Here is a 13,013-nt window from a genome sequence, read left to right as displayed (position 1 = left end):
GGATCCCAGGGCGTCTGTCTCGCGACAGGCGCCTTAGGCTGGTGCCCGTGAACGACGAGGACAAGAAGATCATCACGCTGGCCCGGGCCGGCCGGGCGCGCACCGGCGCGGCCGAGGGCGCGGCGGTCCGCGACGAGACCGGCCGGACCTACTCGGCCACCAGCGTCGACCTGCCGTCCCTGAAGCTGAGCGCCCTGCACGTGGCGGTCGCCATGGCCGTGTCCAGCGGGGCCGAGGACCTGGAGGCCGCCGCCCTGGTCACGGCCGCCGACACCGTCGGCGACGCCGACCTGGCCGCCGTACGCGACCTGGGCCCCAAGGCCGCCGTCTTCGTGGCCGCCCCGGACGGCTCCCTGAAGGCCGCTCTCACCTGACCTTGCCGGCGTGGACGGCGCGAAGCTTCGCCAGGGCCTTGATCGCGAACTGCTCGGTCGTGCGGGCTCCCGCCGGGCCGCCGAACGAGCCGGGGGCGGCCACCACGAGCAGGTCGTCGTCGACGGCGGCCATGACCACGTCCAGGGCGACGCGTTCGCGCACGTTGATGTAGCGGACGGCGAGCGCGTCGCGGAGGGCCTTGACCCTCCGGTGGTCCTCGCGGCGCAGGCGGATGTCGCCCTCGCCCGCCTCGACCTCGATCCGCGGGCATTTCACGACCGCCCTGCGCGCCTCGGTCACATGCCGCGCGGCGCGGCCGGACGGCAGCCGGAACAGGTGCTCGGCGAGGCTGGCGACGGGGCTCACGCGGTAGAACGCCGCGTGCGCGTCGGGCGCGTCCTTGATCCCGTGCAGGTCGCGCGGGACCGGTACGTCGGCGAGGCCGAACAGCCGCGCGCAGTCGGGGTCGACGGGCTCCATGCCCTCGAGGACGCGCTGGTTGTCGGCGAGCTTGAACCCCGCGGGCACCTCGTCGAGCGACACCACCGCGGCCGCCATGGCCGACTCCCCCGCCGCGAACTTCTCCGACGAGGCCTCCGCGCCGCATCCGGCGACGAGCCCGGTCAGCCCCATGGCGAGCACGGCTCCGGCAACGATGCGCACCATGAGATCCCCCTGAAAGCCCTCAGCGCGGGATCGTTCCCAGCGGGTGCCCGTTCAACCCTGGTACGGGGGAGAACGCGCTGGTCAGCCTATGGAAGCAGGCGACTCGCCCGGCTCCCCGATCCGGCGGACGAGGACCGTGCCGATGCGGTTGCGGCGCCCGGCGATGCTCTCGGCGGTCAGCGCCAGCCCCGCCACCTCGGCGGTGGAGCCCGCGATGGGCACCCGGCCCAGCGCGTGCGCCAGCAGGCCGCCGACCGTCTCGACCTCCTCGACGTCGATCTCCACGTCGAAGAGGTCGGCCAGATCCTCCACCGGCAGCCGGGCGGTGACGCGGGCGGTGTCCTTGTTGTCGTCCAGCCAGTCGACCGGCGGCGTCTCGACGTCGTACTCGTCGGCGATCTCGCCCACGATCTCCTCGAGGATGTCCTCGATGGTGACCAGGCCGGCGGTGCCGCCGTACTCGTCGATCACGATCGCCACGTGCGTCTGCCGGGCCTGCATCTCGCGCAGCAGCTCGTCGATCGGCTTGCTGTCGGGCACGTAGGTGGCGGGGCGCATCACCGACTCGACCTTCTCCACCGACTCGCCCTCGCGGTGCTCGTGGCTGCGCCGGATGACGTCCTTGAGGTAGGCGATGCCCACCACGTCGTCCTCGTTCTCCCCCACGACCGGGATGCGCGAGAACCCGCTGCGCAGCGCCAGCGACATCGCCTGCCGCAGCGTCTTGCCGCGTTCGATGAACACGATGTCGGTGCGCGGCACCATCACCTCGCGCACGAGCGTGTCGCCCAGCTCGAACACCGAGTGGATCATCTCGCGCTCGTCCGGCTCGATCAGGCTGCGCTGCTCGGCCAGGTCGACCAGGTCCCTGAGCTCGGCCTCCGTCGCGAACGGCCCCTCCCGGAAGCCCCGCCCCGGCGTCAGCGCGTTGCCCAGCAGGATCAGCAGCTTGGGCAGCGGCCCGAACACGCGCGTCACCGGGTGCATGACGGCCGCCCCGGCCAGCGCGATCCGGTCGGCGTGCTGGAGGCCCAGCGTCCGGGGGCCGACCCCGACCACCACGTAGCTGACCACGATCATGATCGCGGCCGCCGACACGTACGCGCCCCAGGTCTCGTCCAGCCAGGAGATGCACAGATCGGCCACGATGACCGTCGCGATGAGCTCGCAGCTGATCCGCAGCAGCAGGACCATGTTGAGGTACCGCGCGGGGTCGGCCACCACCTCGGCGAGCCGCTGCGCGCCCCGCCGGCCCTCCCGGACCAGCTCCTCGACCCGCACCCGCGACACCCGCGCCAGCGCGGCCTCGGTACCGGCGAGCAGCCCGGCGAGGATGACCAGCCCGATGGCCAGGGTGAGCAGCCACCCCATCTGTGCGTTCACCGTCCTCCCCCTACCCGGCCACCAGCCCTCACCTGGCCTCCAGCTTTCGCGGCGCTCATCGCTGGCGGCGCTTCTCCCGCCAGGTGTTCAGGAGGTCGGCCTGCAGGCCGAACATCTCCTTGTGCTCCTCGGGCTCGGCGTGGTCGTACCCGAGCAGGTGCAGGATCCCGTGCGTGCAGAGGAGCTCGAGCTCGTCCTGGGTGCCGTGGCCGGCCTCGGCGCCCTGCCGCGCGGCCACCGCGGGGCAGAGCACGACGTCGCCGAGCAGCCCCGGATCGGCCTCGTCCTCGTCGGTGCCGCCCGACATCGGCCCCGGGCGCAGCTCGTCCATGGGGAACGCCAGGACGTCGGTGGGGCCGGGCTCCCCCATCCACTTCTCGTGGAGCTCGCTCATCGCCGCCTCGTCGACCAGCAGCAGCGACAGCTCGGCGAGCGGGTGCACCCGCATGCCGTCCAGCGCGTGCCGGGCCAGATCGACGAGACTCTTCTCGTCGACCTCGACGCCCGACTCGTTCAACACCTCGATGCTCATCGCAATCCTGTCCCGTGGATCTCCGCAGGACGGCCGAGCCGGTCCGGCGTGGGCCCGCCCGGCAGGCGGCCCGGATCACGTCCGGGACCTGCCGGGCCTTCGCCCGCGCAAGATCGGCCGGCGGCCCCGAACTCTGCCACAGCCTACCGACCCGCGGCTTCGAGACGTGCCCCGGGCAGCACGGCGTGGTCAGAGCTCGGTGGAACGGATCAGCGGCCCCGCTTGCGGGAGCCGCCGCGCCCGGCGGCGCCCTTGATCTCCGAGACCCGGTCGCCGCCCTTGCCGCCCTGGCGGGCCACCTCGTCGAAGCGGCTGTAGGCCTCGACGATGTCGGTCACCAGCTTGTGGCGGACGACGTCGTGGCTGTTGAGCCGGCAGAAGTGGATGTCGTCGACGCCCTCCAGGATGTCCTGGACGACCCGCAGCCCGCTCAGGTGACCGTTGGGCAGGTCGACCTGGGTGACGTCGCCGGTCACCACGACCTGGGAGCCGAAGCCCAGGCGGGTGAGGAACATCTTCATCTGCTCGGGCGAGGTGTTCTGCGCCTCGTCGAGGATGATGAACGAGTCGTTGAGCGTGCGGCCGCGCATGTACGCCAGCGGCGCCACCTCGATGGTGCCGGCGGCCATCAGGCGCGGGATCGAGTCGGGGTCGACCATGTCGTGCAGCGCGTCGTACAGCGGCCGCAGGTAGGGGTCGATCTTCTCGTAGAGCGTGCCCGGCAGGAAGCCGAGCCGCTCGCCCGCCTCGACGGCCGGCCGCGTCAGGATGATGCGGTTGACCTGCTTGTCCTGCAGCGCCTTGACCGCCTTGGCCATCGCCAGGTAGGTCTTGCCGGTGCCGGCGGGGCCGATCCCGAACACGATCGTGTGCTTGTCGATCGCGTCGACGTACCGCTTCTGGTTGAGGGTCTTGGGCCTGATGGTGCGACCCCGGGAGGAGAGCACGTCGAGGGTGAGGACCTCGGCCGGGCGCTCGCCGGACTCGTTGCGGAGCATGGCCAGGCTCCGCTCCACCGCGTCGGGGGTGAGCGGGGTGCCGCCCTTGAGCAGGTCGATGAGCTCGGCGATCAGCCGCGACACCAGTTCGGTCTCGGCCTCCGCACCCGTCACGGTGATCTCGTTGCCGCGAACATGGATGTCGGCGTGGAACGCGCGCTCGATGACGTGGAGCAACTCATCCCGTGAACCGAGCAGGCTCACCATGGAATGGTCGTCCGGCACCACGATCTTGATTTGGGACCGCGAGCCCGTGCGGTCGTCGCGTCCCGCGTGAGTTGATTGGGTCATCAGCCGGGCCTTGCGGCCTCTCCGACCTGCCTTCTGTCTGCTCCAGGTGTCCAGTAGCTGTCTCTTCCATGGTACTGGGCACCCGCGACATAACGCCGCTGTATTTATGGTCGCCGAGGACCGTGCCGGACCACTGGAACGGAAGGCGCAACGCCAGGGGAACGCGACGGGTCAGCCGGGCGGCCAGTTGAGGCCACGGCCGCCCAGCACGTGCGCGTGGACGTGGAAGACGGTCTGGCCGGCCTGGGCGCCGGTGTTGAAGACCACGCGGTAGCCGGCCTCGGCCACCCCCTCGTCGACCGCGACCTGACCGGCCTCCTGGAGCAGCTCCGCGAGCAGATCGGCGTCGGCGGCGGCGAGATCGGCGACGGTCGGGTGGTGGTCCTTGGGGATCACCAGCACGTGCGTGGGCGCCTGGGGATTGATGTCACGGAACGCGACCGTGCGCTCGGACTCACGAACGATCTTCGCGGGCACGTCACCTGAAACGATCTTGCAGAACAGGCAGTCCGTCATCTCTGTCCCTCCGTCGCCACGAACGCTGCGAATCCTATCGAGGGCGCTCCCGGCCGTAGCCCGCGGCCCGCCGCGCCCGATAATCTCCGATTGATCAACCGAACGATAGTTCGGCACCACGGGGCCGACGTTCACTGGATAAAGTTGCAAACTCAGGCGTTCCCCCCGGGCTCCCGAAGCCGTGCGCCACACTGCCTCAGACCGGCCGGGGATCGCCCATCCACGCCGTACCGAAGGTGACCATCCGAATGGGTGGCCGGGGGACGGCAAAGGCGGCGGATAGGTGACTGAGGCAAGACAGAAGATGCCCTTTCGTAAACCGGACGAGGAGGGTACGCGTCCCACAGACGTGACCGAGACCCTCGTGGCCAGGGGCACTGCCGGGGCCGTGGCCGTAGCCTGGGACGCCGACCAGGCCGTGACCGCCCTCTACAGCGCCAACTACCGCTCCCTGGTACGCCTGGCCGCGATGCTCGTACGGGACTCCGGGACGGCCGAGGAGGTCGTCCAGGACGCGTTCGTGGCCATGCACGGCGGGTGGCGCCGCCTGCGCGACCCGGACAAGGCCCTCTCGTACCTGCGTCAGTCGGTGGTCAACCGGTCACGATCGGTGTTGCGGCACCGCGCGGTGGTCGAGAAGTACGCCCCCAAGGGCCTGCCCGACGCGCCCAGCGCCGAGGCCGGGGCCATCGGGGAGCTCGAACGCTCCGCGGTCGTCGACGCGCTGCACACGCTGCCCAACCGGCAGCGCGAGGCGCTCGTCCTGCGCTACTACGCCGATCTGTCCGAAGCCGAGATCGCCCACGCCATGGGCATCAGCCGCGGCGCTGTGAAAAGTCATACGGCGCGCGGTATGGCCGCGCTACGTAACGTCCTGGAGCAATTCTCATGACCGACCCCCACGAAGAGCACGGCGAGATCCTGCGCCGCGCCCTGAACGCGGAGGCGGACACGGTCACCCCATCCGCCGAGGGACTGGAGCTCATCCGGACCCGCATCGAAGAGCGCCGAGGCAGGTGGTGGGCCCCCTTGCAGGGGCCCGCGACGCCGCGCCGCTTCGGATGGGCTTGGTTCACCGAGAGCTGGGCACGCCCCGTACTGGCCGTCGGGGCGGCCGTCGCCATCGCGGGCATCGGCGTGTCCGCACCTCAGACGGTCAGTCTCTTCACGTCGCCGGCGGGCCACAACGGCCCGTCCGCCGGCGAGAAGGACGCGCCCAAGGGCACCGTCGCCAGCACTCAGGGGCAGCCGAACGGCTCCCCGACCCAGGGATCCCCGCCTCCCGCCCAGAACGGCACACCCGCCTCCTCGCAGCGTGCGACCCCGCCGAGCTCGTCCTCGACGGCCACCTGCGGGCCTTCCGGCGGTGGCTCGCCGCCGCAGAGCGCGACGACCCCGTCGCCGGGCGCCACGGTGCCGAGCAAGCCGGTCCTGCCCGCGTGCCCGACGCCGACGCCGCCCACGACGCCGCCGCCGACGCCGGATCCGACGGACAAGCCCACCGACAAGCCGACCGAGGAGCCGGAGCCCTCGGTGACCCCGACCCCGACGTCCTCGGACCAGCAGCAGTCCACGACCAACGAGTCCACCGGCGCGCAACCCTGATCCGCGCGGGCCACAGGCGGCGCCGTCACAGGCCCTTGGACGGCGCCGCCGCTCCCCCGCCCGCGCACCCGGACCGGCACGATGGCCGGGCGCCCCACCAGGCGCCCGGCCATCGGCGTTCAGCGGGAGGTGATCACCAGCGGCCGGTGGCGGCCAGGAGGACGCTGGCCGCGGCCACGCCCGCCGTGGAGGTGCGCAGGACGGTCGGGCCGAGAAGGGTCGGGAGGCCGCCGGCGGCCGTGAAGCCGTCGAGCTCTTCGTCGCTGACGCCGCCCTCGGGACCCACGATCAGGACGATCTCGCCGGTCGCGGGCGGCCGGAGGGCGCTGAGGGGGGACGTGGCCTCCTCGTGCAGGATCAGCGCGCGGGAGGCGGCCTTGACCCGGTCGGCCACCTGGGCGGTGGTCGCCAGGTCGGTGATCTCGGGGAGCCAGGGACGGCGGGCCTGCTTGGCGGCCTCGCGGGCGGTCGAACGCCAGCGGCCGAGCGCCTTGGCCCGGCGCTCGGGCTTCCACTGCGTGACGCAGCGAGAGGCCGCCCAGGGCACGATCTCGTCGACCCCCACCTCGGTCATGGTCTCGACCGCGAGCTCGCCTCTGTCGCCCTTGGGGAGGGCTTGAACGACCACCAGGCGCGGCTCGGGGCGCGGGTGATGGTGGCGGGCGAGGACGTCCAGGGTCAGGGACTCCTTGCCGGCCGCCGTCACGACGCACTCGGCCATGGCTCCGGCGCCGTCGGTCAGGTCGACCCGCTCTCCGGCGCGCAGGCGCCGCACGGCCGCCGCGTGCCTGCCCTCGGGCCCGTCGAGGACGAGGCTCTCGCCGTCCAGGTGATCGGGCTCCACGAGGAACACCGGCGGGCTCATGCCTCATCCTCCCGTACGAGAACCCCGCCGCGACCGGGTGGGGTCACGGCGGGGGGTCACCACGCAGGCCCTCGTGATAGGACCGCACGGTGTCTCTTCAGTGCTGGTTGAACACGTCCCGCAGGCGCGAGAAGACACCGCGCTGGCCCGGGGCGAACTTGCCCGGGGGACGCTCTTCGCCGCGCAGCTTGGCGAGGGTGCGCAGGAGCTCCTCCTGCTCCTCGTCGAGCTTGCCCGGCGTCTCCACCGTCACGTGGATCATGAGGTCGCCGCGGCCGCTCTCGTTGAGGTGCCGGACGCCGCGGCCGTAGAGCGTGATCACCTGGCCGGACTGCGTGCCCGGCTTGATGTCGACCTCCTCGGCGCCGTCGAGGGTCTCGATCGTGACGTTGGTGCCGAGGGCCGCCGCCGTCATCGGGATCTCGACCGTGCAGTGCAGGTCGTCGCCCTCGCGTTCGAAGATCTCGTGCGGCCGCTCGACGATCTCCAGGAACAGGTCGCCGGGGGGACCGCCGCCCGGGCCGACCTCGCCCTCGCCGGCCAGCTGGATGTGGATGCCGTTCTCGACGCCCGCCGGGATCTTGACCTTGACCGTGCGGCGCGTCCGGACCCGGCCGTCGCCCGAGCACTCCGGGCACGGCGTGCGGATGACGCTGCCGTAGCCACCGCACTGCGGGCAGGGCCGAGAGGTCATGACCTGGCCCAGGAACGAGCGCTGGACCTGCTGGACCTCGCCACGGCCGTGGCAGGTGTCGCAGGTCTCGGGACGCGTGTCGGGCGCGCATCCGGAGCCGGTGCAGCTCGTGCAGACGACCGCGGTGTCGATCGACAGCTCGCGCGTCGTGCCGAACGCGGTCTCCTGGAGGCTCAGCTCGACGCGCAGGGTCGCGTTGCGGCCGCGCCGGGCGCGGCTGCGCGGCCCCCGGGACGTGGCCGTGCCGAAGAAGGCGTCCATGATGTCGCTGAACGGGAACCCGGCGCCGCCGAACCCGGCCGCGCCCGCGCCGCCGCCCGGGGCGAACGGATCGGCGCCCAGGTCGTACATCTCGCGCTTCTTCGGGTCGGAGAGCACCTCGTAGGCCTGGGTGATCTCCTTGAACTTCTCCTGCGTCTCCGGATCCGGATTGACGTCAGGGTGCAGTTCGCGCGCGAGCCGGCGGTACGCCTTCTTGATCTCGTCCGCGCTCGCGTCGCGGCGGACCCCTAGGGTCGCGTAGTAGTCGTTGGCCACTTACGAACCCGCCAGGATCTGTCCGACGTAGCGTGCCACTGCCCGTACCGCTCCCATCGTGCTGGGGTAGTCCATGCGTGTCGGCCCGAGCACTCCCAGCCGGGCCAGTGTCTGATCGCCGACTCCGTAGTCGGCGGCGACGACGGAGGTGGACCGGAGCCCCTCGTCGGGGTTCTCGGTACCGATGCGCACCGTAAGAGTAGAGGAATCACCGGTTTCCCCGAGCAACCGCATGAGGACCACCTGTTCCTCCAGGGCTTCGAGGACGTCGCGCAGGCTCCGGGAGAAGTCGACGGCGGCCAGGTTGGCGGCCCCCGCGAACACGATCTTTTCGTCGTGCTTCTCGACGAGGGTCTCCAGCAGGACCGACAGGACCGCGGCCGCAACCGGCCGATCGTCGGCAGCGACCTTCTCCGGCAGGTCGGCCACCGCGACCGGGACCTCGCCCAGCCCGCAACCGTCCAGACATGTGTTGAGCAACGCGCGCAGGTGGCCGATCGATTCCTCCGACACCTCGCCGTAGGTGTCGATGACCCGCTGCTCCACCCGGCCGGTGTTGGTGATCAGGACGAGGAGCAGCCGGCGCGAGGCGACCGGCACCAGCTCCACGTGCCGCACCGACGAGCGGGTGAGCGAGGGGTACTGCACGACCGCGACCTGGCGGGTCAGCTGGGCGAGCAGCCGGACGGTGCGGCCGACGACGTCGTCGAGGTCGTACGCGCCGTTGAGGAACGTCTCGATGGCCCGGCGCTCGGCCGACGACAGCGGCTTGACCGTGGACAGCCGGTCGACGAAGAGCCGGTAGCCCTTGTCGGTGGGGATACGGCCCGCGCTGGTGTGCGGCTGGGCGATGTAACCCTGCTCTTCCAGGACGGCCATGTCGTTGCGGATCGTGGCCGAGGACACACCGAGGTTGTGCCGGTCGACCAAGGCTTTGGAGCCGACCGGCTCATTGGTGGAGACATAGTCCTCGACTATGGCGCGCAGGACCTCGAGTTTGCGGTCGTCGAGCACGTGGTCACCTCCTTCGCCCCCGTACTGGCGCTGCCTGCGGGTGCCGCCTGTACTGGCACTCCGTACTTACGAGTGCCAAGTGTACGGCCCGGAAGGGACGATCAGGAGGATGCCCGGAGGGTCTCCGGTCACTAGAGTGCCGATCCGTGCAGAGCAAGGACTACGGTGACGACGTTCTCGCGGGCGACTGGCGACGTCCCCGCAAAGGCCAGATTCCCGAGATCCCGGCCGAAATCGACCTCGTGGTGGAAGATCCCGGCAGCGGCTTCTGCGGCGCCGTGGTCGGCTGCGACAAGTTCGGCGTGACCCTTGAGGACCGGTTCGGCAAGCGGCGGGTCTTCCCGCTGACGAAGGCGGGCTTCCTGATCGACGGCAAGCCGGTGACGCTCGTCCGGCCGACCGGGACCGGCGCCGCGGGGACCGGCGCGGCAGGGACAGGCATGGCCGGGGGCAGGCCAGCGCGGTCGGCCTCAGGGTCGATCGCCGTTCCGGGGCTGCGGGCCAGGGTCGCCAAGGAGAGCCGCATCTACGTGGAGGGCGTGCACGACGCCGAGCTGGTGGAAAAGGTCTGGGGCCATGACCTGCGGGTCGAGGGCATCGTGGTCGAGTACCTGGAGGGCGTCGACGGCCTTCCGGCCATCGTCGACGAGTTCGGCCCCGGCCCCGAGCGCAAGCTCGGCGTCCTCGTCGACCATCTCGTGGCGGGTTCCAAGGAGAGCCGGATCGCCGCGCGGGTCTCGTCCCCGCACGTGCTGGTCACCGGGCATCCGTTCATCGACGTCTGGGAAGCGGTCAAGCCCGCCGCGGTGGGCATTCCCGGGTGGCCACGAGTCCCGCGCGGCGTACCCTGGAAAGAGGGGGTGCTCGCGGCACTGGGCTGGGAGGACAACGTGGGGGCGGCATGGAAGCGGATCCTGCGATCCGTGTCCGACTACACCGACCTGGAACCAGAACTCCTGGGCCGCGTCGAAGAGTTGATCGACTTCGTGACGGTCCCCTGAAACCGATGAAACCGAACATCTGACGCCCCCCGCCGCTGTAAGCCGAACCCATCGAGGAGCAGGCGATGACGTACGGGCCCCCGGAACAACCGGACTACGGACAGAAGCAGCCGGGCTACGGGCAGGACCAACCCGGGTACGGCCAGCAGCAGGGCTATGGCCAGCCCGGCTACGGGCAACAGCAACAGCCCGGCTATGGCCAGCAACAAGGCTACGGGCAGCAGCAGGGCTACGGCCAGTCGCCGAGCTACGAGCAGGTGCCGGGGTACGGGCAGGCGCCCGGCTACGACCAGTCGTACGGCTACGGCGGCCAGGTGCAGCCGTACGGGCAGGGGTACGGCCCGACCTCCGACGACCGGACCTGGGGGCTGCTCTGCCACCTGGGCCAGTTCCTGCTCGGCTTCATCGCGCCGCTGCTGGTCTACCTGATCAAGAAGGACGAGTCGCCGTTCCTGCGCCACCACGGCCAGCAGGGGCTCAACTTCGCGATCACGCAGTTCGTCTACCTGATCATCAACTTCGTGCTGTGCTTCATCCTGATCGGGTTCGTGCTGCTCCTGGCGCAGGCGATCGCTCAGATCGTCTTCCTGATCATGGCGGCGGTCGCGGCCAACCGGGGCGAGTACTACCGGTTCCCGACCTTCATGGCCTGGCCGATGATCAAGTAGCGAACGCTCGGGTGGTCACGTCAGATCGCGGACGACGGCGTCGGCGAGCAGGCGGCCGCGCACGGTGAGGACGGCGCGGCCGCGCTCGTACGGCCCTGCCTCGATCAGGCCGTCGCCGATCGCGCGCCGCACCGCCGCGTCGTCGAGGAGCTCCACCGGGCAGCCCGCCGCCAGCCGCAGCTCCAGCATGATCCGTTCGATCCGGCGGTCGGCGGCGTCGAGGATCTCGCGGGCGTGCGCCGGGGTGGTCCCCTCGGCCAGCCGCGACGCGTACGCGGCCGGATGCTTGACGTTCCACCAGCGGGTGCCGCCGACGTGGCTGTGCGCGCCGGGGCCCACCCCCCACCAGTCGGCGCCGGTCCAGTAGAGCAGGTTGTGGCGGCAGGCCGCCGCGTCGCCGGTGGCCCAGTTGGAGATCTCGTACCAGCGGAGCCCGTGCGCGCTCAGCAGCTCGTCGGCCATCAGGTAGCGGTCGGCCATCGCGTCGTCGTCGGGCGTGGCGAGCTCGCCCCGCCGCACCTGCGCGGCGAGCCGGGTGCCCTCCTCGACGATCAGGGCGTACGCGGACACATGGTCGGGTTCGGTCGCCAGCGCGGCCTCCAGCGAGGCCCGCCAGTCGTCGTCGCTCTCCCCCGGCGTTCCGTAGATCAGGTCGAGGTTGACGTGCTCGAAGCCCGCTCGCCGCGTCCACTCGACCACCTGCGGCACGCGGCCGGGCGTGTGGGTGCGGTCGAGCGTCGCCAGGACGTGCTCCCGCGCGCTCTGCATGCCGTACGAGACGCGCGTGAACCCGGCCTCGCGCAGTTTGCCCAGATATGCCTCGTCCACGGACTCGGGATTGGCCTCCGTGGTGACCTCGGCGCCCGGCGCCAGCCCGAACTCGGCGTCGATCGCGGCCAGCACCCGTCCAAGATCGTCGGGTGAGAGCAGTGTCGGTGTGCCCCCGCCGACGAACACGGTCTCGACCGGCAACTCGGCGTCACCCAGCACCCGGCGCGCCATCCGCACCTCGCGGATCGCGGTCTCGGCGTAGGTCTCCCTGCTCGCGCCAGACCCCAACTCAGTGGCGGTGTAGGTGTTGAAGTCGCAGTAGCCGCAGCGGGTCACGCAGAACGGCACATGGACGTAGAAGGCGAACGGCCGGTCGCCCAGGCCCGTCAGGGCGCTGCGGGGCAAGGTTCCATCAGCCGGTACAGGGTCGCCATCGGGCAGGGTCGCGGGCACCCTTCAAGTCTGCCTTGCCGCCTCCCGTGGTCCGACCGCCTGCGACGGACGTCATGAGGTTTGGCGAAGCGTCCGTGAGGCTTGGCGAAGCGAGGCGTCAGGCCTGGCGAAGGGAGCGTCAGGCTTGGCGGAGCTTGGCACGGAGCCAAGGCGGGATGTGCTCGTCGGTACGCGGGAAACGTTCGAGATCCAGGACGTAAGCGGACGGAGTCAGCGGCGGCGTGAAATCCGGCTCTCCGTCGTAGTCGAACTCGGCGTTCACCCGTCCCGACCTTTGCACCATCAGGCGCGCGGTGAACCAGGCGCCCTTGCCCCGCTCGTACATGGCCCTGCGCAGCTCGTCCATCTTGCCGATGGCCTGCCCGGGCGGCACGGCCGTGCGCGACGACCCGTGCGCGTCGATCACCTCGAACGAGGCGCTGTCGATGCCGACGGTGGCGCGGAACTCGAAGCCGAGCCGTTCCCAGCCGAAGGGCGCGGCCGACCGCAGGGCCCGGACGGCGCCGTTCACCGCTGCCCGCTCCCTCGGCGAACGCAGAACCTGCTCGGAGTGGGGCACGTAACCCTCCCGGACCTCGGTGACCCTTGCCGTCCGACCGTATCGACAGATCCGCCCAGGCCAAGCAGCCCCCGCCGTGTCGCGC

General features: G+C 71.1%; 15 protein-coding genes. 5 read left to right on the top strand and 10 right to left on the bottom strand.

The window, feature by feature from the left end; genetic code table 11:
• Positions 1–41 precede the first annotated feature (41 nt).
• Positions 42–374, top strand: a complete 333-nt coding sequence (locus ACGFNU_RS10920; RefSeq protein WP_392592284.1) for a cytidine deaminase — start codon at positions 42–44, stop codon at positions 372–374.
• On the opposite strand, the gene ACGFNU_RS10915 is transcribed toward ACGFNU_RS10920, so the two are convergent.
• The 5 genes from ACGFNU_RS10915 to ACGFNU_RS10895 form a co-directional block, all read right to left on the bottom strand.
• Complete coding sequence (locus ACGFNU_RS10915) at positions 367–1,041, bottom strand: hypothetical protein (RefSeq protein WP_392592282.1); 675 nt, start codon at positions 1,039–1,041, stop codon at positions 367–369. The two genes, ACGFNU_RS10920 and ACGFNU_RS10915, sit on opposite strands and share 8 nt — an antisense overlap.
• Positions 1,042–1,122: 81 nt before the next feature.
• Positions 1,123–2,412 (bottom strand): hemolysin family protein, encoded by a 1,290-nt coding sequence (locus ACGFNU_RS10910; RefSeq protein ID WP_392593495.1) that lies wholly within the window; start codon positions 2,410–2,412, stop codon positions 1,123–1,125.
• 67 nt (positions 2,413–2,479) lie between these two features.
• A complete protein-coding gene (gene ybeY / locus ACGFNU_RS10905; protein ID WP_392592280.1) occupies positions 2,480–2,956 on the bottom strand; it encodes an rRNA maturation RNase YbeY in 477 nt (158 codons plus the stop codon).
• Positions 2,957–3,165: 209 nt separating this feature from the next.
• Positions 3,166–4,245, bottom strand: coding sequence for a PhoH family protein (locus ACGFNU_RS10900; protein WP_392592278.1), 1,080 nt, complete (start codon positions 4,243–4,245; stop codon positions 3,166–3,168).
• Between the two features lie 171 nt (positions 4,246–4,416).
• Entirely contained in the window at positions 4,417–4,761 is a 345-nt protein-coding gene (locus ACGFNU_RS10895) for a histidine triad nucleotide-binding protein (protein ID WP_392592276.1), read from the bottom strand.
• 304 nt (positions 4,762–5,065) lie between these two features.
• Between ACGFNU_RS10895 and ACGFNU_RS10890 the strand changes: the two genes are divergently transcribed.
• Together ACGFNU_RS10890 and ACGFNU_RS10885 are read left to right on the top strand one after the other, a co-directional pair.
• Complete coding sequence (locus ACGFNU_RS10890) at positions 5,066–5,653, top strand: SigE family RNA polymerase sigma factor (protein ID WP_392592274.1); 588 nt, start codon at positions 5,066–5,068, stop codon at positions 5,651–5,653.
• Positions 5,650–6,366, top strand: coding sequence for a hypothetical protein (locus ACGFNU_RS10885; RefSeq protein ID WP_392592272.1), 717 nt, complete (start codon positions 5,650–5,652; stop codon positions 6,364–6,366). Before ACGFNU_RS10890 ends, ACGFNU_RS10885 begins: the two co-directional genes overlap by 4 nt.
• 133 nt (positions 6,367–6,499) lie before the next feature.
• On the opposite strand, the gene ACGFNU_RS10880 is transcribed toward ACGFNU_RS10885, so the two are convergent.
• The 3 genes from ACGFNU_RS10880 to hrcA all read right to left on the bottom strand — a co-directional run bounded on the left by ACGFNU_RS10880 (position 6,500) and on the right by hrcA (position 9,476).
• On the bottom strand, positions 6,500–7,231 hold the full coding sequence (locus tag ACGFNU_RS10880; RefSeq protein ID WP_392592270.1) for a 16S rRNA (uracil(1498)-N(3))-methyltransferase: 732 nt from the start codon (positions 7,229–7,231) through the stop codon (positions 6,500–6,502).
• Positions 7,232–7,328: 97 nt separating this feature from the next.
• Positions 7,329–8,462 (bottom strand): molecular chaperone DnaJ, encoded by a 1,134-nt coding sequence (gene dnaJ, locus ACGFNU_RS10875; protein WP_392592268.1) that lies wholly within the window; start codon positions 8,460–8,462, stop codon positions 7,329–7,331.
• Positions 8,463–9,476, bottom strand: coding sequence for a heat-inducible transcriptional repressor HrcA (gene hrcA / locus ACGFNU_RS10870; RefSeq protein ID WP_392592266.1), 1,014 nt, complete (start codon positions 9,474–9,476; stop codon positions 8,463–8,465).
• Positions 9,477–9,622: 146 nt separating this feature from the next.
• Between hrcA and ACGFNU_RS10865 the strand changes: the two genes are divergently transcribed.
• Entirely contained in the window at positions 9,623–10,477 is an 855-nt protein-coding gene (locus ACGFNU_RS10865) for a DUF3097 domain-containing protein (protein WP_392592264.1), read from the top strand.
• Between the two features lie 65 nt (positions 10,478–10,542).
• On the top strand, positions 10,543–11,145 hold the full coding sequence (locus ACGFNU_RS10860; protein ID WP_392592262.1) for a DUF4870 domain-containing protein: 603 nt from the start codon (positions 10,543–10,545) through the stop codon (positions 11,143–11,145).
• 15 nt (positions 11,146–11,160) lie between these two features.
• On the opposite strand, the gene hemW is transcribed toward ACGFNU_RS10860, so the two are convergent.
• A complete protein-coding gene (hemW, locus tag ACGFNU_RS10855; protein WP_392592260.1) occupies positions 11,161–12,369 on the bottom strand; it encodes a radical SAM family heme chaperone HemW in 1,209 nt (402 codons plus the stop codon).
• 118 nt (positions 12,370–12,487) lie between these two features.
• Positions 12,488–12,928, bottom strand: coding sequence for a hypothetical protein (locus ACGFNU_RS10850; RefSeq protein ID WP_392592258.1), 441 nt, complete (start codon positions 12,926–12,928; stop codon positions 12,488–12,490).
• Positions 12,929–13,013 lie beyond the last annotated feature (85 nt).

The organism is Spirillospora sp. NPDC048911 (genome assembly GCF_043198015.1).
Taxonomy (GTDB): domain Bacteria; phylum Actinomycetota; class Actinomycetes; order Streptosporangiales; family Streptosporangiaceae; genus Spirillospora.
Note: the sequence above shows the minus strand (reverse complement) of the source record. Positions and strands in the feature narration are given on the sequence as shown.